This window comes from Roseibium album (assembly GCF_001404515.1).
Taxonomy (GTDB): Bacteria; Pseudomonadota; Alphaproteobacteria; order Rhizobiales; family Stappiaceae; genus Roseibium; species Roseibium album.
Map to the genome: position 1 here is coordinate 98427 of NZ_CXWE01000005.1, position 16284 is coordinate 114710.

Genomic DNA, 16284 nt, shown 5'->3' on the forward strand with positions numbered 1-16284 from the left:
CTTGCCGCCTGATGAAGTCTTCAGCCAATCGCTAACTGAAATGGGACCACTTGTCCGTTCTTGAGGCAACCGGAAAGCATCCAGCCGACGCCAAATCCAGTTTCCAGTCCCGGGCCAACTGCCCGATTTCTCTCACCCGATTGGGTCGATCACCAGAAGCAGCCGCGGTCCTGCTCCGATGTCAGGGGCAGGCGATCGGTGAAGCAGGCCGGTGCGCTCGGCCCCTGGCCAGGCACCGCCGCGGAACAACGCGACTGCGCCGCGCGCCACCTGCCCTATCCGCTCTGGATCAGCATCCCATCCTTCAGGAACATACTGCGTTCCGGTGCCGCGATACGTGCACAGCAGACGAGCCGGAACGTTGTCGACATGGAACTTCGGACACATGATCTCGTCGGAAACATCGAGCCTGATCCCGACCTGCCGCGTTTTCAGTGTCTTTGCGACTAACAGAGCCAGCGCGCCGATGTCACCGGTCAACATGTCTCTTTCGCGGCCTGAAGGAATGCCCACCTGCTCGCAGGCGGCGATGGCAGCTGCCTCTGCCAGATGAAACGGGACGACTGTGCGCAATTCAGGCAGGTTTTGTGGTGGCATACCGTCGATCCAGCGTTGAAAACCAACGTCGCAGGACCGGTTCCAGATCACCGCTGCAACCCCCGGCAACTCGATATCGGCGAAGATGTCCGGCTCCCGCCCCATCAAAACGTCGCGGGCATCGGAAGCAGTCGCGATGTGCGCTTCTGCAATACTCATGCTGCCTGCTCCGCGCGACGAAACCCGGGAAAAGGATCCGGCAGATCCGCAAAACCCGACAGATCATTTCCTTCTGCTTCCGGGATCAGGCAGCCGTCCAATCTGCGCTTCAGGGTGGGCCAGTCAATATCGGCCCCGATGAAGACGATCTCCTGGCGCCGGTCTCCGAAGGGGTCGACCCAGTGGGATTTGGCATAGGCACGGGCCTGTTCGTCATCCGGCCAGCGGTTCATGGGGACCGATGCCCACCAGGTGCCGATCGGCGCGATTCCGGAAAGCGCTCCAGCCAGGGAAAACTCGATGACCCACTCGGGACGGCTGCCGATCCAGAAATGACCCTTGGCGCGGATCACTCCGGGCAGGTTACCGTTGAGAACATCATGGATTTTCCGTGGCGTGAAGGGACGGCGTGCTCGGTAGACATAGGATGTGACACCGTATTCCTCCGTTTCCGGGACGTGATCGGCAAACCCGTAGAGTTCCTTTGCCCACATGGGATGCTCGTGAGCCCTTTCAAAGTTGAAAAGCCCTGTGTTGAGGATCTCCGACGGCTCTATGGCGCTGTAGTCGGTCTGCAGGATCTTCGCATCCGCATTGAGGCTCCGGATGATCTTGCGCGCGGCATCAACCTGGCCGGGCGAGGCTGCGCCGACCTTGTTCAGAACGACCACATCTGCAAATTCAATCTGGTCGGTCAGAAGGTGCACGAGCGTACGCGCATCTTCTTCTCCCAATGTTTCGCCGCGGTCTTTCAGAAAGTCATGACTTGAGAAATCATTCAGCAGGTTGACCGCGTCGACGACGGTTACCATCGTGTCCAGCCGTGACACATCCGAAAGACTCAGTCCGTTCTCGTCGCGAAACTCGAAGGTTGCTGCCACGGGCAGGGGTTCGGAAATACCGGTCGATTCAATCAGCAGGTAGTCGAACCTCCCTTCTTCGGACAAGCGTCTGACTTCAGTCAGAAGGTCGTCCCGCAAAGTGCAGCAGATGCAGCCGTTTGACATTTCAACGAGAGTTTCATCAGTCTTGCTGAGCTCCGCGCCCCCGGCTCGTACAAGATCTGCATCGATGTTGACTTCCGACATGTCATTGACGATGACGGCGACCTTGAGGCCCTCACGATTGTTGAGGACGCGATTGAGCAAGGTTGTCTTTCCTGCTCCGAGAAATCCGGAGAGAACAGTCACTGGCAAACGGGTATCGGGCATGCTGGCTCCTGAAGTGTAACACGTAATGTTATTACATAACGTATCTGATCCGCTGCATGGTGACAAGATGTCAGGTCCGGCTTTGCCGACTATTCACAAGTGCCGATTGTCCTGGCCCCGATGAAGGCGGCGCTCAACTGCAAACGCAGCCACAAGCCGGACTGCGACGAAATGAAGACTCGTTCACACCGGAAAAATACGTAGGCTGTCTCAGCATAATGCTTTTGCAATGACAATCGGAACAGATGCCCCACCGCGAGGGATGTGTAAGCGAGGCGAAACCGCCACCGACACTCGGCGAAAACCTGATCGTTTTCGACGCGGATTGCATCATCTGTTCCCGCTTTGCACGCTTCATGTCAACGCATGACAGGAAGACCGGATTTCGTTTTGTCAGCGCCCGGTCCGATACCGGGCGATTACTCTATGAACAGCATGGCCTCGACCCTGACCTTCTGGAAACAAACATCGTTATTCTCGACGGGCGGTCCTATACCAAGATGGCCTCGTTTGCCGCTGCAATGAAAAGCGCCGGAGGCCCCTGGGCCCTCTTGTCCGTGGTGGATTTCCTGCCGAAGACCATTTCCAACTGGCTGTACGACCGGATCGCCCGGAACAGGTATGCTTTCGGGAAACGGTCCTGCCCCCTTCCCTCCCGGGAATTGAAGGACAGGCTCATTGACTGACCAAAGCTCTCCAAAGCGGGTTGTCATTCTTGGTGGATATGGCGTTTTCGGCGGCAAGCTCGCCCTGGCACTGCTGCGTAATCAGCAGTTCGACGTCGTTGTCGCAGGAAGAAACCGGACAAAAGCGCAGGCCTTTTGCGAGGTTCATGGCGGTTTGCCCGTGTATCTGGACCGACACGATCCAGCTTTCGGCACGTCCCTCGCAAAGCTCAAGCCCTTCGTGGTTGTCGATGCTTCAGGTCCGTTTCAGAACTATGCCGAAGACACCTATTCAATCGTCATGGCCGCGCTTGCCGCAGGAAGCCACTACATGGACCTTTCCGACGATGCCAACTTCACGTCGGGCATCTCAGAACTTGAACAGGAAGCCAGATCGGTTGGAAAAACGGCCCTGTCCGGCGTTTCCAGCGTCCCGGCGCTCTCTTCGGTCGCAGTGGAAGCCATGCGCAGCGATTTCTTGCGCCTCGATTTCATTGAAAGCGCCATCCTGCCAGGCAATCGCGCACCGCGCGGCCTGGCGGTCATGCGGGCCATCCTTGGACAGACGGGTCGCCCCATTGCCATATGCCGCGATGGCGCCCTGACATCAGTTCCCGGCTGGTCGGGTCTCGAACGACGTCGGATTGGACCGCGAAACGGCGGATTGCCCCCTCGCTGGACGAGTTTCATTGGAGCCCCCGATCTTCAGCTTTTTCCCGGGCGCTATGGTGCTCGAACGGTGCTCTTTCGAGCCGGACTGGAACTCTCCGTCATGCACCTTGGCCTTTGGGCACTGTCCTGGCTTACCCGCCTAAGGCTGATCACGTCGCTGGAGCCACTTGCCAGGTCGCTTCGAAAGGTGGCCGATTGGCTGGCGCCGTTCGGCTCCGACCGGGGTGGCATGGAGGTTCGTGTTGCGGGCCTCGACAAGGACGGCCTCCCCAAGGCTGCAAACTGGACGCTGATCGCGGAGGCCGGTGATGGACCAAGCATTCCGGCCGTTGCGGCTACTATCGTGTGCAAACGTCTTGCCGCAGGCTCCATTGCGACGGGCGCCCGGTCCTGCCTCGCCGAATTCAGCCTTGAAGAGATTGACGAAGCAACATCGCATCTGAGCGTGAAAACGTTCGGGGAAACGGATATTGCCCCCTGCTTGTTTCAACAGACGATGGGAGAAGGTTTTGCCGCTTTGCCCGGCCCGGTCAGGAACCTTCACACTGTCTTTGACAGGCATGTCTGGTCGGGAACGGCGCGGGTTTCGCGTGGTCAATCGATGCTTGGAAACCTGCTCTGCCGCCTGATTGGTTTTCCGCCTGAAGCTGGCAGCGTTCCCGTTGCGGTGACGATTGAAAGACACGCGGACAAGGAATTATGGAGTAGAAATTTCGGAGGCAAGACATTCCGGTCGGTTTTGTCGCTTCGCGATGATCAGGGAAAGGGCCACGTTTGCGAGCGCTTCGGTCCCTTGAAATTTGATATCGACCTGACCCACGATGGAACGAGGCTGTGTTTTCCCGTCGCGCGCGGGAGGTTCCTCGGCTGCCCTTTGCCAAAGTGGATCCTGCCGGAGAGCGAAGCGTTCGAGTTCGAGGAAAACGGGCGGTTTAATTTTGACGTCAGGATCTCGCTGCCTGGCATCGGAATGCTCGTCCGGTATCAGGGCTGGCTGGAAATCGACACCCCCCTGAAAGAACAATCGCTCAAGTATCGAGCCGACACGTAACTGCATTCCATTCCTCTTTCGGGAAGATCAAACTGCAAAAACATTGTCTCTAGTGACAATTTCGCGTTTGACTTCAATAGCTTTTACAACAATCTTGCAAAACTGACCCAATACCTTGAATCAGTTTGTGAACCGCCTCATCCGGACGACCAGCCATGCCTGCCGCCTCGCGCCTTTCCGTCAATGTCAATGCAGTCGCCATGCTGCGCAATCGCCGTGACCTGCCCTGGCCGAGTGTGACCGGCCTGGCCGCAATTGCAATGGAAGCCGGTGCAAAGGGGGTCACGGTTCATCCGCGCCCGGATGAGCGCCACATCCGCAAGACGGATGTGTTCGACCTTTCCGAGCTGATCGAGGACAGATTTCCCAACAAGGAACTGTGCCTTGAAGGGTACCCTTCCCCAGACTTCATGAGCCTGGTCGAGCAGGCACGACCGGAGCAGGTCCTGTTCGTGCCCGACGACCCGGACCAGACAACCTCCGATCACGGCTGGGACTTTTCCAGGGACACAGGTTCGCTTCAAACGGCAATTGCCGCGGCAAGGGAATGGGCGGTCAGCGTCGCACTATTCTGCGACCCCGACCCTGCTGCACCGGAGCATGCTGCCCGTCTTGGTGCAGAGCGGATCGAGATCTACACAGGACCATACGGTGCTTGTTACGACGAGCCGGCCCGGGCCGAAAAGGAACTCGACAAGATTGCCGCCACGGCAGAAAGCGCCAATGCTTGTGGCCTTGGTGTCAATGCAGGCCATGACCTGACCGTGGAGAACATTCCGCCGCTCATTGCAAAGGCCCCCTTCATCCGCGAAATGTCCATCGGCCACGGCTTTACCGCCGACGCACTGGTTCACGGGTTTGCCGAAAGTATAAGCCGGTTCCGCAAGGCAATGGGGGAACTCTGAGCCGCGTCGGAACCCCTTCCTTAATTTCCTCTTTCCGGATTTTCCAAAATGTCTTTCGATCTCTGGCTCATCTTCGTGGCCGTTTCCCTTTTGCCCGCCATTAGTCCCGGCCCGGGCATCATGCTCGCCATCAGCAACACGTTGCGGTTTGGACGAAATGCGACACTCGCGTCCGCGACGGGCAATGCCGCCGGTCTTGTGCTGATCGGCTACGCCGTCGCATTCGGCTTCGGAGCGCTGATGTCGACGTCTGCGCTCGCGTTCACCGTACTCAAGTTCATCGGTGCGGCTTATCTCATTTACCTCGGGCTGAAGGTCTGGCGCGACAAATCCGGTTTCCAGATCTCCGCGGAAAATCAGGTCAGCAGAAAAAGTGCCTGGAAACTGTTTCTTGAAGCCCTGCTCGTATCTGTCACCAACCCGAAGGCCATACTTGTCATAACCGCACTTTTCCCCCAGTTCATGCGCTCAGGCCGGGTTGACCTTCTGGAAATCAGCGTCTTGTCCTTCACCTATGCGGCCTTGTGCTTTGCCAATCATGCAGCGATCGCGTTCGCCGGAGGACACTTGAGGCGGTTCCTGACATCAGCCCGTCGCATGCGTTGGGTCAGACGGGTAACGGGTGGTCTGTTTGTCGGCTTCGGCTCGGCGTTGGCAACGGCTTCGAGATAAGCCTTTTTGCGAATTGCACCGATCAAAGCGATTTTCAAGAACACCCGATCGTATCTGAACCAACGGGAAAGGTCAGGGCATCTGGGGTATCGGTCAGCTACGAACTTTACAGTCGAAGGATGTACCTTGCGGCCATTCGACCATCGCTTCATCACCCTTGATCCAGAAAAGTATTCCGAAATCACCGACATAGCGCGCGCCTGATCCGGTCGGTCCTTCCACGACAATCTCTGTCGTGTCACCTCTTTCAAGACGCGCGGAGGGAGGTGTCGTCGGGAAAAATGTCGCGACGATCTCGTCGGCCGGGTTACCGTTGCACGTGTAAAATACCGGTTTCTGGCCCTCAATCAGGCCATAGCGCGTCGTCAGTTCGGCTATACGGCGTTCGTAGGTTGCCTTGATGCAGGCCAATTCGCTGTCCGCTTTCCAGCAGTCATCGCGGCCTTTGACCCACCCTCTCTGAAATGCCTTCAGGTCCGCCAGCGCTTCATCCTTGTCGGCATATGTCTCAACGGCGGCGACGGCATCCTTGTAGACGCGTGCCAGGTCCTGATCGAGCCCTGCAAGGTCATCGTTGGAACAGATCAGCTCTTCGGCCGAGCTTTCCGCTTTGCTGCAATCGAAGGCCGGATCCGCGGCAAAAGAAAATCCTATTGCAAAAAACCAGCTGACAAGAAGTGTTCCCGGCAAAATCACAAACCGCATTCTCAACCTCAAAAATTGCAACAGCGTTCCTGTCTATCGGTTCGGCTACGTGGCGGACTGAGTGAACATTTGGTCAATCATGATCTTCCAGCAACTCGCAGCGCGCGCTTTGGGCATCAGCTGCTGTTGATCCACGTCGGACAAATTTCGCTCCAGGTCGTACATACACCCATATGGGTCCAGGCGGGCCAATGCAAACCTTCTGTTTGCAATACCCTACACGGCAAAGGTGACCTTGGATTGACCGTTGGGAGAGATCGTCAGGCAGCCTCTGCCCGCTTCGCCTTCTGATGCTCGTCCTCGACTAGGCCGATTTTCCAGTAGCCGGAGATATAGGTGTCCTTCCTGGGAATTCCGCGTTCCTTGTGCAGGTGGGAACGCAGCGCACGGATCACGGAACTTTCGCCCGCGATACAGGTCTGCACGACCCCCGCCCGCCACTGAAGCGAACTCACGAAATCTACTTGTGCCGTTGAAGGGGCATGCACATCCTCCTGGACCAGCCAGGTGATCTCGATCCCTTTCGGAACCGCAATCTTCCGGACATCGCTTTCGGACGGCACCTCAAAGACTGCCACACCCCTGGCATCCGGCGGCATGGCCTCCAATGTCGCTTCGGCAACCGGCATGGCCGACAGGTCAGCGGCAATCAGGTACCAATCCGCATAGAAATCGGTGATCTTGGGTTGGCTGGGACCGAAAAAGCCAAGATAAGAGCCTTGCTGCGCTTCCTGCGCCCAGCGCGTCGCCGGCCCTTCATCCCCATGCGCGACGAAGTCGATATCAAGTTCCAGATCGTCCTGCCGGAAGGCGCGCACCGTGTAGGTTCTAACCGGGTGGACCTTCTCCGACGGTCCATCGGGAGCGAAATATGCCTCGAATTCGTCCCTGCCTTCACCGTCACGCGGCAGCACGAGCTTGCAATTGGCACCTTCGTGACCGATCGGAAAGCCTTCCAGTTCCGGTCCTGCAAAGGTCACCCGTAACATGTGCGGGCTAAGTTGCCGGACCTTCTTCACGGTCAGGATACGCGGACGGCGTTTTGCACGGTTGGTCAATTCGCACCTCGAAAAAAGATGAATAATTTTCTCAAGATTTAGCAATGGCCGGACGAAAAGAAAAGGGGTTCATCGTTCGAAAAACCGAAACAGTCCGTCACGCGCGGTTGGTTACACGATCGGCCATCTGGAAATTGAGGGCACGCGAATGCCAAAAAAAAGCCCGCCGGGTGGCGGGCTGAAACAAGTTGAGAGGTAATGGCAAATTGAAGGAAGCTTCAGGATCAGTTCCTGATGATCGGCTCTTTCAGATCTTCAGGCTTCTTTTCCTTGATGATTTCCCAGTTCAAAGTCGCGTTGTTGATGTGACCTGGAACGTCTTCTTCGAAGCGTTCCTGAACCTTCAGGGAATTGTTCAGGTAGAGTTTGCCGTCAACTATGGACCAGGCTTCGGGAACAACCGGAACCTTGAATCCCATTGCGGCACCAAAGGCACAAAAGCCACCATATTGCGGCGCATATTTCGCAGGATCTGCCTCGAACAGATCACGGTTTTCGGCAGAGGAGAATTTCCAGGTCACGTCATCATAGACGGCAGTAAATTCATCGGTGCCGGCAACCGGCTTGCCCTCGGTGAAATAGGCAACCGGATCAGTGCCCCCGATGGCTGTACCACCCTTGGTGAAGGTTGTGATTTCGTCGGCGGAGGCAGTGAAGGCAACCGCCGAGAACAAGGCAGTCAGGCCCAACAGGACGGATTTGGAAGTATAAAGCGGCATGGACGTCTCCACAGGAGCTATTAGAAGGCGTTTTCCGCGCGGCGCGTCTGTGCACCGTGCTGGTGCAAACATGTCTCTTGACGCCCCGTTTGGCCAATAACCTTTGATCACAGAGATGAAAGCACGTCGCTAGAAAATTGTGAATTGACCTTCTGGTGACATCTCCTCAGGTCCCCGGAAGCCCGGAAAAAGGTGCAGGATCACGAGGAGCGACAAGACCAAGGACCAGATGAATAGAGGTCTCGATATCGTCCGCGTTGAGAATATCTCCGTGAAACACCAAACTGAAATAGAGTTGCCCGAGAAGCAGATCAATCCGCGTTTCCATGTCGGCTTCAAACGGTGTCGCGATCAGAATCTGTCGTAACGCCAGCCGCTGGCCTGTTTCCGCTTCATCAAAAACAACGGCAAACTCCGGCTTCTGCCGATACGAGGCAAGTGCGCGCACGGCAGCGCCGAGCGGTGTCTCTGCGAGCGCCGTTGCAAGCCCCGACAGGTATCGCCTCAAATCTTCCGCAACACTGCCGCGTAGTGGCGGCTCAGTCCTGACTGCTTCAAACCCGTGGGCAAGCGCAGCGGCAACAAGGGCATTCTTGTCCCGATAACGCCTGTAGATTGCCTGTTTGCTCGTTGCAGCCCGCTGGGCGACACCGGCCACCGTCGTTCCGAGATATCCGGCAGCGGCCAGTTCCAGCAAAGTGACGCGAAGCAAGGCGTCACTCACCCGGCCATCCCTTGGCCGGCCCGTCAGCTTGCTTTTCTTGTCCATGGTTGGAGACACGATTTCTTGGTCCAGCACTTTCCAATACGGTTCCACTGAGTACCGTATAACTCTGATTTTGGTGATAACCAAACCGAATTCACAGCCAGTTCCGTCTGCTCTGGCTATAAGTCAAGACAACCGCACATCCAGGTGCCGAACCTGCACCCGACGCAACCCGTCGGGATCAGTCGGGCGCGAAGAAATATCAAAACGAGGATCCAATGTCTGTTGATACACAAACGGTGAAGCGCGTTGCCCGGCTGGCACGCATCAAGGTCAGCGACGACGACGCAACCCGCATGACCGGTGAGTTGAACGCTATTCTCGGATTTGTCGAGCAACTCGACGAAGTCGATATCGAAGGTGCCGAACCCATGACCTCAGTGGTCGAGCAGACCATGAAAAAACGCGTCGACGGTGTCACCGACGGCAACAAGGCCGACGACATCACACGCAACGCCCCGGCTTCTGAAGACCAGTTCTTCATGGTGCCGAAAGTCGTTGAATAGTTCGACTGTCAACGGGATGAAGCACGCCGCACCGACAATTTCTGTTGAATCGCCCCTGACGGACGACATGATCGGGATGATTGACGAACTGAACGAGTTGCTGCTCACCTTGTCACCTCCTGAGGCCTGCTTTCACATGACGCCTCAGGACATGGCAGGCGACGCGACAACCGTCTTCGTCGCCCGGGTCAATGGCGAGGCAGCCGCCTGTGGAGCCCTTCGCCGGCACGATCGGGGCGTTGCCGAAGTCAAGCGAATGTATACCCGCCCTGTCTTTCAGGGCCGGGGTCTCGGCGGCAGTATCCTTGAACGGATCGTTTCCCTCGCACGCGAGGAAGGCTTTTCTTCGCTGGTTCTTGAAACCGGAGACAGACATCCAGCTGCCTGGCGCATCTATGAACGCGCCGGCTTCAGGCGATGCGGTCCCGTGCTGGATTATCCAGACAGTCCCTATTCCGTTTATTTTTCCCGGTCGCTTGCGACCAGCTGAGAGATCAAAGTCATGACAGACCTGACCAAACTGACCATCGCCGAAGCCCGCAAGGGCTTGAAAAACAGGGATTACACGTCACTCGAACTGACCGATGCATTTCTGTCGAACATCGAGGCCGCCAACGCGCAGCTCAATGCCTATGTTGCCGTAACAGCTGACAAGGCCCGCAACATGGCAAAGGCTTCCGACGAAACCCTCGCCAAGGGAGTCGGCGGAGCTCTTGAAGGCATCCCGCTCGGGATCAAGGACCTGTTCGCAACCAACGGCGTCCATACCCAGGCCTGCAGCCACATTCTGGACGGCTTCAAACCAGCCTATGAGTCGACGGTCACCACCAATCTGTGGGCCGACGGCGCCGTCATGCTGGGCAAGCTCAACATGGACGAGTTCGCCATGGGGTCCTCCAATGAAACTTCTTATTACGGCGACGTGATCAACCCCTGGCGCAAACAGGGGTCCAACCAGGATCTCGTGCCGGGTGGGTCTTCCGGCGGCTCGGCAACCGCTGTTGCCGCACGACTTTGCATGGGCGCGACGGCAACCGACACCGGCGGATCCATCCGCCAGCCTGCCGCCTTCACCGGCACCGTCGGGATCAAGCCGACATACGGCCGCTGCTCTCGCTGGGGCATCGTTGCGTTCGCCTCTTCTCTCGACCAGGCAGGTCCCATTGCACACACGGTGCGCGACAGCGCAATCCTGATGAAGTCCATGGCCTCCGTCGATCCCAAGGATACGACTTCCGTCGATATCGAAGTACCGGACTACGAAGCCGCCATCGGCAAGTCGGTCAAGGGCCTGAAGATCGGGATTCCGGCGGAGTACCGCTTGGATGGCATGCCCGGCGAGATCGAGGAGCTCTGGCAGAAAGGCATCGATTGGCTGAAGGATGCCGGTGCCGAGATTGTCGATATTTCCATGCCGCACACGAAATATGCCTTGCCGGCCTACTATATCGTTGCCCCAGCGGAAGCCTCTTCGAACCTTGCCCGCTACGACGGCGTCCGCTACGGCCTGCGCGTTCCTGGCAAGGACATTGTCGAAATGTACGAAAACACCCGCGCCGAGGGCTTCGGAGACGAGGCCAAACGCAGGATACTGATCGGCACCTATGTTCTGTCTGCCGGCTATTATGACGCCTATTATCTGAAGGCTCAAAAAGTCCGCACACTGATAAAGCGCGACTTCGATCTTGCCTGGGCCAACGGTGTCGACGCGATCCTGACGCCGGCAACCCCGTCTGCCGCCTTCGGCGTCGCCGACCAGGATCTCCATGCAGATCCGGTGAAGATGTACCTGAACGACATTTTCACCGTGACCGTGAACATGGCCGGACTGCCGGGCATCTCAGTCCCTGCCGGACTGGACAAGGACGGTCTGCCGCTTGGCCTTCAGCTTATCGGCAAACCGTTCGACGAAAGCACCCTCTTCCAGGTCGGTCAGGTCATCGAGGATGCGGCCGGTTCCTTCGAACCGGACAAATGGTGGGGCTGACCGGAGCAAGTTGAACCCGCGCGGCTGCGAAAGGAATGTACGGTCCCGAATCTGATCCGGAATCGGAACACAGGTGACGTGAATGCATGACATCGAAACCCTCGTAGTTGGTGCCGGCGTGATCGGTCTCGCGATCGCCCGGGCGCTGGCAATGAAGGGTCGCGATGTCATGGTTCTGGAACAGCACAGCCTGATCGGTTCCGAGACCAGCGCCCGCAATTCTGAAGTCATCCACGCCGGCATCTATTATCCGACGGGCAGCCTGAAGGCGAAGTTATGCCTTGAAGGCAAGCATCGGCTCTACGAATTCTGCGCCGAAAACGGCGTTGATCATCAACAGATCGGTAAACTGATCGTTGCCTCCTCTCCTGAACAGCTGCTGGAACTGGAACGGCTGCAGAAGAAGGCAATCGAGAACGGCCTGCATGATCTTGTGTTTTTCGACCAGAAGAAACTGAATCAGACAGAACCGGAACTCGCCTGCTGCAGCGCTCTCTGGTCACCCTCGACCGGGATCATCGACAGCCACGGCTTCATGCTCGCATTGCAGGGCGGACTTGAAGCGCATGGTGGCCAGGTGGTGCTCAACAGCAGGGTCGTCGGGATCGACCAGGTTACAGACGGGTACCAACTGCAAGTCGATGCCGGAGATGGACAAACAGCCTCCCTCACCTGCCGGGAACTAATCGTGTCAGCAGGTCACGGCTCCCCCGGTTTGATGGAGAGTTTTACCACCGCCAATGCACCAAAACCCTTTCTGGCGAAGGGCAACTACTTCAAACTCCTGGGCAAGGCGCCGTTTTCGCATCTCGTCTATCCGGCGCCGGAACCGGGTGGTTTAGGTGTCCACCTGACACTGGATCTCCAGCACCGAGCCCGCTTCGGACCGGACGTGGAATGGGTGGAGCATTTCAACTACGACGTCGAACCGTCCCGCGGCGAAAATTTCTACAATGCGATCCGCAGCTACTGGCCGGGCCTGCCCGACAACGCGCTGATACCGGACTATTCCGGCATCCGTCCCAAGATCGTTGGCCCTGGCGAACCAGCCGCCGACTTCCGGATCGACGGCCCCGAGACACATGGGCTGGAAGGTCTTGTCGCGCTCTACGGCATGGAGTCGCCCGGTCTGACCTCAGCACTGGCAATCGGAGATGAGGTGGCAAGGCGGCTCGATTGACGCTCGCGGTACCCCTTGCATTTCCAAAGGTTAGGCTTTCGTCCGCATGGATCCTGATAGAGCAACGACCGACTCAAGAACAAGGCGCGCGTTCATCCACCAGGCAATTTTTCTCTTGTGATCGTACAAGCAGCGCCCTTTCCGCATCCTGAAACGCATATCATGTCTGCTTCCGGAAACTTCAACATCAAGACGCTTCAGCTGTTTTCCAGGGATGAAAATTCGCTCTTGACCTCCCCTCACCCCAGTGCGATAACCACATCCGAACCGTACCGTACGGTTCCGACCTTTGATCAAGTTATCCTCCAGCCCGTCAGGCACCAGAACATGCCCGCTGCCGCCTATGACATCGCCACTTCCCGCCCAGACGCCGCGCCTGAGTTTTCGCCGCGCCAGCAGGTGGTGCTGCAGCATGCACTGACACTACTGGTCGAAGGCGGTGAGAAGGCTTTGACAACCGCCGGTCTCGCCCGCACCGCGAGTTGTTCCAAAGAGAGCCTCTACAAGTGGTTCGGCGACCGCGACGGCCTGCTCGCGGCAGTTGTCGCCTATCAGGCAAGTCAGGTTCAGTTTCCCTCGGAAGCCGGAGCGACCGCGGATCCGGCAACATTCCGCGCCCATGTGACTGCATTTATCGAGGCGCTTCTGGGCGTTCTCTTCTCAGAAACCTCGCTGGCGCTGAATCGTCTTTCCATCGGCCAGTCCAACACAAACTCCAACCGGCTCGGGCATTTGCTGCTGGTGCGCGGCAAGCACATGATTTCGTCCCGCGCCCGCACGATGCTGGAAACCGGCCGCCGCCACGGATTGCTCAAGTTCGACGATGCCGAAGACGCCTACCAGGTGCTTTACGGTCTTGCCATACGCGACGTTCATGTTCGCCTGCTGCTGGGGGAAAGCGCCAGTGCTGCGGAACAGGATCTCAAATCACAGGCCGAAACGGCGGTGGACCGCTTTTACCGGCTGTTCGGAGCCTGAGGCTTCAACGGCACTTTTACCAGAAACACTGAACACAACGAAGACCGGCGACAAAGACCGGCTTTAGCTCAAGAACGGAATGCAGACGGGAGAAAGGAACCCATGCGCGTTTATTACGATCGTGACGCAGATATCAATCTGATCAAGTCCAAAAAAGTCGCCATCATAGGTTACGGCTCACAGGGCCGTGCTCATGCCATGAACCTGAAGGACAGCGGTGTGCCGGGTGTTGCCGTCGCGCTGCGCGAAGGTTCTACCACCGCCCTGAAGGCTGAAGCCGACGGCTTCAAGGTGATGACAGTTGCCGAAGCTGCCGCCTGGGCCGACCTGATGATGATGGCAACGCCCGATGAACTTCAGGCCGACATCTACAGGGATCACATTGCCGGAAATATCCGTGATGGCGCGGCAATCGCGTTTGCACACGGGCTCAATGTCCATTTCGGCCTGATTGAGCCGAAGGATTCCGTCGACGTCCTCATGGTTGCGCCGAAGGGCCCGGGCCACACCGTACGCGGCGAGTATGAAAAAGGTGGCGGCGTACCCTGCCTGGTTGCTGTCCACCAGGACGCGTCCGGCAACGCCCTTGACCTTGGCCTTTCCTACGCCAGCGGTGTCGGTGGCGGCCGTTCCGGCATCATCGAAACCACGTTCCAGGAAGAGTGCGAAACCGACCTTTTCGGTGAACAGGCCGTTCTCTGCGGCGGTCTCGTCGAGCTGATCCGCGCCGGTTTCGAAACGCTGGTGGAAGCTGGCTATGCTCCGGAAATGGCGTATTTCGAGTGCCTGCACGAAGTAAAGCTGATCGTGGATCTGATCTACGAAGGCGGCATCGCCAACATGAACTACTCCATCTCCAACACGGCCGAATGGGGTGAATATGTCACCGGTCCGCGCATTGTCACAGATGAGACAAAAGCGGAAATGAGGCGGGTCCTGAAAGACATCCAGTCCGGCAAGTTCACGTCCGAGTGGATGCAGGAATACCGCGCGGGTGCTGCCAAGTTCAAGGCAACCCGCCGCCTGAACGACGGTCACCAGATCGAGGAAGTCGGCGAAAAGTTGCGCGGCATGATGCCGTGGATCAAGTCCAACGCCCTGGTCGACAAGACCAAGAACTAGGCCGTACCTGGTTCACTGATATGGAAAGGCCGGGCAGCGACGCCCGGCTTTTTCTTTGGTTGGAGACCCACAGGTTTTTTGGGCTTTCTCAAGCCGCTTCAGCGCCTGCTTCGCAGGGTAATTTCCACGGTCTCCCGCAATTCTGTAAAGCTCTCGTGCGCGATCAAGATCCTGAGCCACAATCACCCCTTCTTCCAGAAATTGGGCAAAATAATAGGCACCATAAGCGTCCTCTTCTTCCGCAGCTGCCTCAATCATCGCAAGACCCTTTGAGGCATCCTTCGGCGTGCCGAGACCTTGTAGCTGCATCCAGCCGAGATTCGCGGATCCACCCCGGATTTCCAACTCTTCGGCCCGTTTGAACAAACGGATTGCTTCCTCATAGTCACGTTCGACACCTTTGCCGTCGCGATACAGGATGCCGAGATTCGTCAACCCGCCGAAAGACTTCGCGTCGATAGATTTCCCGTAGTATTGAGCGGCTTTCGAATAGTCCTGTTCGACACCGAGGCCAAATTCATGCATTTCGGCAAGGCTGTAGTAAGAACCTTGGTTTCCAGAATCGATTGACTTTCGAAAATGGTTCAAGGCTTTCTGATAGTCAGGCTTAACAACTGCACCCGAAAGATAAAGCTCTCCGAGCACTGCATGACCAAAGTAAGGCTCTTTTTCCGCATATTCCTTATACATGGCCAGACCTCTTTCGACATCTTTTGCCAAAACTGCTCCATTCACATACGCATTGGCCAGAGCAAAAATTGATGACAAATCACCTCGTTTCGCATGATCTTGCAGTTTGGTAACGGCATCCGAAACCTTGTCGGCGCTGAATTCCTCCGGGTTCTGAAAATACAGCAAAGCGAGGTTAAATTCCGTCGAGGTGTTGCCGAGTTCAATCGCTTTTTTGTACCAGCGCTCGGCAGCTCGCAAATTCTTATCCGTTCCGAGGCCAACTTCCCCAAGGATCGCTGTTTGATGCATCCCGCCCAAATGTCCGGCGTCAGCGGCCCGTCGGTAGTACTCAAATGCGGTTTTGTACGTGTGACCTTTGACCAAGGCGCGGAAATGCAAATCGCCAATCTCGTAAAGTGCATCAACATTGCCAAGATCCGCAGCGCGCTTGAACCAGTTAAGCGCCTCCTCCGGATCATAAACCTTTTTGTTTTCATATCGGTTGTAGTGATCACCAAGCCACTTTGCGGCCGAGGCACTTCCCATGCCAGCAGACACTTCCAGCACCCGGGGATCAGACACGGCCAAAAAACCAAGAATGGCCGCGGCGAATGCACTTGGAAGAAAATAGGCCAAAAAACGCTTCAAAAGCCAGGCAC

The 16284-nt window shown here is 57.1% G+C and carries 17 protein-coding genes; 10 read left to right on the forward strand and 7 right to left on the reverse strand.

What is annotated here, in order from left to right:
- Positions 1-132 precede the first annotated feature (132 nt).
- Both LA5095_RS17325 and LA5095_RS17330 read right to left on the reverse strand, forming a co-directional pair.
- Complete coding sequence (locus LA5095_RS17325) at positions 133-756, reverse strand: DUF1826 domain-containing protein (RefSeq protein ID WP_055117179.1); 624 nt, start codon at positions 754-756, stop codon at positions 133-135.
- Entirely contained in the window at positions 753-1967 is a 1215-nt protein-coding gene (locus LA5095_RS17330) for a GTP-binding protein (RefSeq protein ID WP_055117181.1), read from the reverse strand. The genes LA5095_RS17325 and LA5095_RS17330 overlap by 4 nt, the downstream gene beginning before the upstream one ends.
- 245 nt (positions 1968-2212) lie before the next feature.
- Between LA5095_RS17330 and LA5095_RS17335 the strand changes: the two genes are divergently transcribed.
- The 4 genes from LA5095_RS17335 to LA5095_RS17350 all read left to right on the forward strand — a co-directional run bounded on the left by LA5095_RS17335 (position 2213) and on the right by LA5095_RS17350 (position 5932).
- Entirely contained in the window at positions 2213-2653 is a 441-nt protein-coding gene (locus LA5095_RS17335; RefSeq protein ID WP_082442866.1) for a thiol-disulfide oxidoreductase DCC family protein, read from the forward strand.
- Positions 2646-4355, forward strand: a complete 1710-nt coding sequence (locus LA5095_RS17340; RefSeq protein ID WP_055117183.1) for a saccharopine dehydrogenase family protein — start codon at positions 2646-2648, stop codon at positions 4353-4355. Before LA5095_RS17335 ends, LA5095_RS17340 begins: the two co-directional genes overlap by 8 nt.
- 155 nt (positions 4356-4510) lie before the next feature.
- Positions 4511-5260 carry a pyridoxine 5'-phosphate synthase gene (locus LA5095_RS17345; protein ID WP_055117185.1) on the forward strand — a complete coding sequence of 250 codons (750 nt, stop codon included), beginning with the start codon at positions 4511-4513 and terminating at the stop codon, positions 5258-5260.
- A 48-nt stretch (positions 5261-5308) separates the two neighbouring features.
- Complete coding sequence (locus tag LA5095_RS17350; RefSeq protein WP_055117187.1) at positions 5309-5932, forward strand: LysE family translocator; 624 nt, start codon at positions 5309-5311, stop codon at positions 5930-5932.
- Between the two features lie 93 nt (positions 5933-6025).
- Here LA5095_RS17350 and LA5095_RS17355 read toward each other — a convergent pair whose 3' ends face one another.
- The 4 genes from LA5095_RS17355 to LA5095_RS17370 form a co-directional block, all read right to left on the reverse strand.
- On the reverse strand, positions 6026-6637 hold the full coding sequence (locus tag LA5095_RS17355; RefSeq protein ID WP_055117189.1) for an MliC family protein: 612 nt from the start codon (positions 6635-6637) through the stop codon (positions 6026-6028).
- A 260-nt stretch (positions 6638-6897) separates the two neighbouring features.
- The gene (locus LA5095_RS17360) at positions 6898-7695 is read right to left on the reverse strand and encodes a siderophore-interacting protein (protein ID WP_055118000.1); all 798 of its coding nucleotides are present in this window, start codon (positions 7693-7695) and stop codon (positions 6898-6900) included.
- Positions 7696-7919: 224 nt separating this feature from the next.
- A complete protein-coding gene (locus tag LA5095_RS17365) occupies positions 7920-8414 on the reverse strand; it encodes a YHS domain-containing (seleno)protein (RefSeq protein ID WP_055118002.1) in 495 nt (164 codons plus the stop codon).
- Positions 8415-8580: 166 nt separating this feature from the next.
- A complete protein-coding gene (locus tag LA5095_RS17370) occupies positions 8581-9213 on the reverse strand; it encodes a TetR/AcrR family transcriptional regulator (RefSeq protein ID WP_144436032.1) in 633 nt (210 codons plus the stop codon).
- Positions 9214-9398: 185 nt separating this feature from the next.
- Between LA5095_RS17370 and gatC the strand changes: the two genes are divergently transcribed.
- The 6 genes from gatC (at position 9399) to ilvC (ending at position 14953) form a co-directional block, all read left to right on the forward strand.
- The gene (gene gatC / locus LA5095_RS17375; protein WP_055117194.1) at positions 9399-9686 is read left to right on the forward strand and encodes an Asp-tRNA(Asn)/Glu-tRNA(Gln) amidotransferase subunit GatC; all 288 of its coding nucleotides are present in this window, start codon (positions 9399-9401) and stop codon (positions 9684-9686) included.
- A gap of 16 nt (positions 9687-9702) precedes the next feature.
- A complete protein-coding gene (locus tag LA5095_RS17380; RefSeq protein WP_055117196.1) occupies positions 9703-10176 on the forward strand; it encodes a GNAT family N-acetyltransferase in 474 nt (157 codons plus the stop codon).
- Positions 10177-10188: 12 nt separating this feature from the next.
- Positions 10189-11673 (forward strand): Asp-tRNA(Asn)/Glu-tRNA(Gln) amidotransferase subunit GatA, encoded by a 1485-nt coding sequence (gene gatA / locus LA5095_RS17385; protein WP_055117198.1) that lies wholly within the window; start codon positions 10189-10191, stop codon positions 11671-11673.
- Between the two features lie 82 nt (positions 11674-11755).
- Positions 11756-12853, forward strand: a complete 1098-nt coding sequence (locus LA5095_RS17390; RefSeq protein ID WP_055117200.1) for an NAD(P)/FAD-dependent oxidoreductase — start codon at positions 11756-11758, stop codon at positions 12851-12853.
- 327 nt (positions 12854-13180) lie between these two features.
- A complete protein-coding gene (locus tag LA5095_RS17395) occupies positions 13181-13831 on the forward strand; it encodes a TetR/AcrR family transcriptional regulator (RefSeq protein ID WP_029066362.1) in 651 nt (216 codons plus the stop codon).
- 102 nt (positions 13832-13933) lie between these two features.
- Positions 13934-14953 (forward strand): ketol-acid reductoisomerase, encoded by a 1020-nt coding sequence (gene ilvC, locus LA5095_RS17400; protein ID WP_055117202.1) that lies wholly within the window; start codon positions 13934-13936, stop codon positions 14951-14953.
- 12 nt (positions 14954-14965) lie between these two features.
- Here ilvC and LA5095_RS17405 read toward each other — a convergent pair whose 3' ends face one another.
- Positions 14966-16261, reverse strand: a complete 1296-nt coding sequence (locus LA5095_RS17405; protein ID WP_055117204.1) for a tetratricopeptide repeat protein — start codon at positions 16259-16261, stop codon at positions 14966-14968.
- Positions 16262-16284 lie beyond the last annotated feature (23 nt).

What these genes read in the sequence shown, in the direction of transcription:
- LA5095_RS17350 (WP_055117187.1), top strand. Translation starts at nt 5,309, where the DNA reads ATGTCTTTCGATCTCTGGCTCATCTTCGTGGCCGTTTCCCTTTTGCCC.
- LA5095_RS17345 (WP_055117185.1), top strand. Translation starts at nt 4,511, where the DNA reads ATGCCTGCCGCCTCGCGCCTTTCCGTCAATGTCAATGCAGTCGCCATG.
- LA5095_RS17335 (WP_082442866.1), top strand. Translation starts at nt 2,213, where the DNA reads ATGCCCCACCGCGAGGGATGTGTAAGCGAGGCGAAACCGCCACCGACA.
- LA5095_RS17365 (WP_055118002.1), bottom strand. Translation starts at nt 8,414, where the DNA reads ATGCCGCTTTATACTTCCAAATCCGTCCTGTTGGGCCTGACTGCCTTG.
- LA5095_RS17390 (WP_055117200.1), top strand. Translation starts at nt 11,756, where the DNA reads ATGCATGACATCGAAACCCTCGTAGTTGGTGCCGGCGTGATCGGTCTC.
- LA5095_RS17380 (WP_055117196.1), top strand. Translation starts at nt 9,703, where the DNA reads ATGAAGCACGCCGCACCGACAATTTCTGTTGAATCGCCCCTGACGGAC.
- LA5095_RS17395 (WP_029066362.1), top strand. Translation starts at nt 13,181, where the DNA reads ATGCCCGCTGCCGCCTATGACATCGCCACTTCCCGCCCAGACGCCGCG.
- LA5095_RS17325 (WP_055117179.1), bottom strand. Translation starts at nt 756, where the DNA reads ATGAGTATTGCAGAAGCGCACATCGCGACTGCTTCCGATGCCCGCGAC.
- LA5095_RS17355 (WP_055117189.1), bottom strand. Translation starts at nt 6,637, where the DNA reads ATGCGGTTTGTGATTTTGCCGGGAACACTTCTTGTCAGCTGGTTTTTT.
- gatC (WP_055117194.1), top strand. Translation starts at nt 9,399, where the DNA reads ATGTCTGTTGATACACAAACGGTGAAGCGCGTTGCCCGGCTGGCACGC.
- gatA (WP_055117198.1), top strand. Translation starts at nt 10,189, where the DNA reads ATGACAGACCTGACCAAACTGACCATCGCCGAAGCCCGCAAGGGCTTG.
- ilvC (WP_055117202.1), top strand. Translation starts at nt 13,934, where the DNA reads ATGCGCGTTTATTACGATCGTGACGCAGATATCAATCTGATCAAGTCC.
- LA5095_RS17330 (WP_055117181.1), bottom strand. Translation starts at nt 1,967, where the DNA reads ATGCCCGATACCCGTTTGCCAGTGACTGTTCTCTCCGGATTTCTCGGA.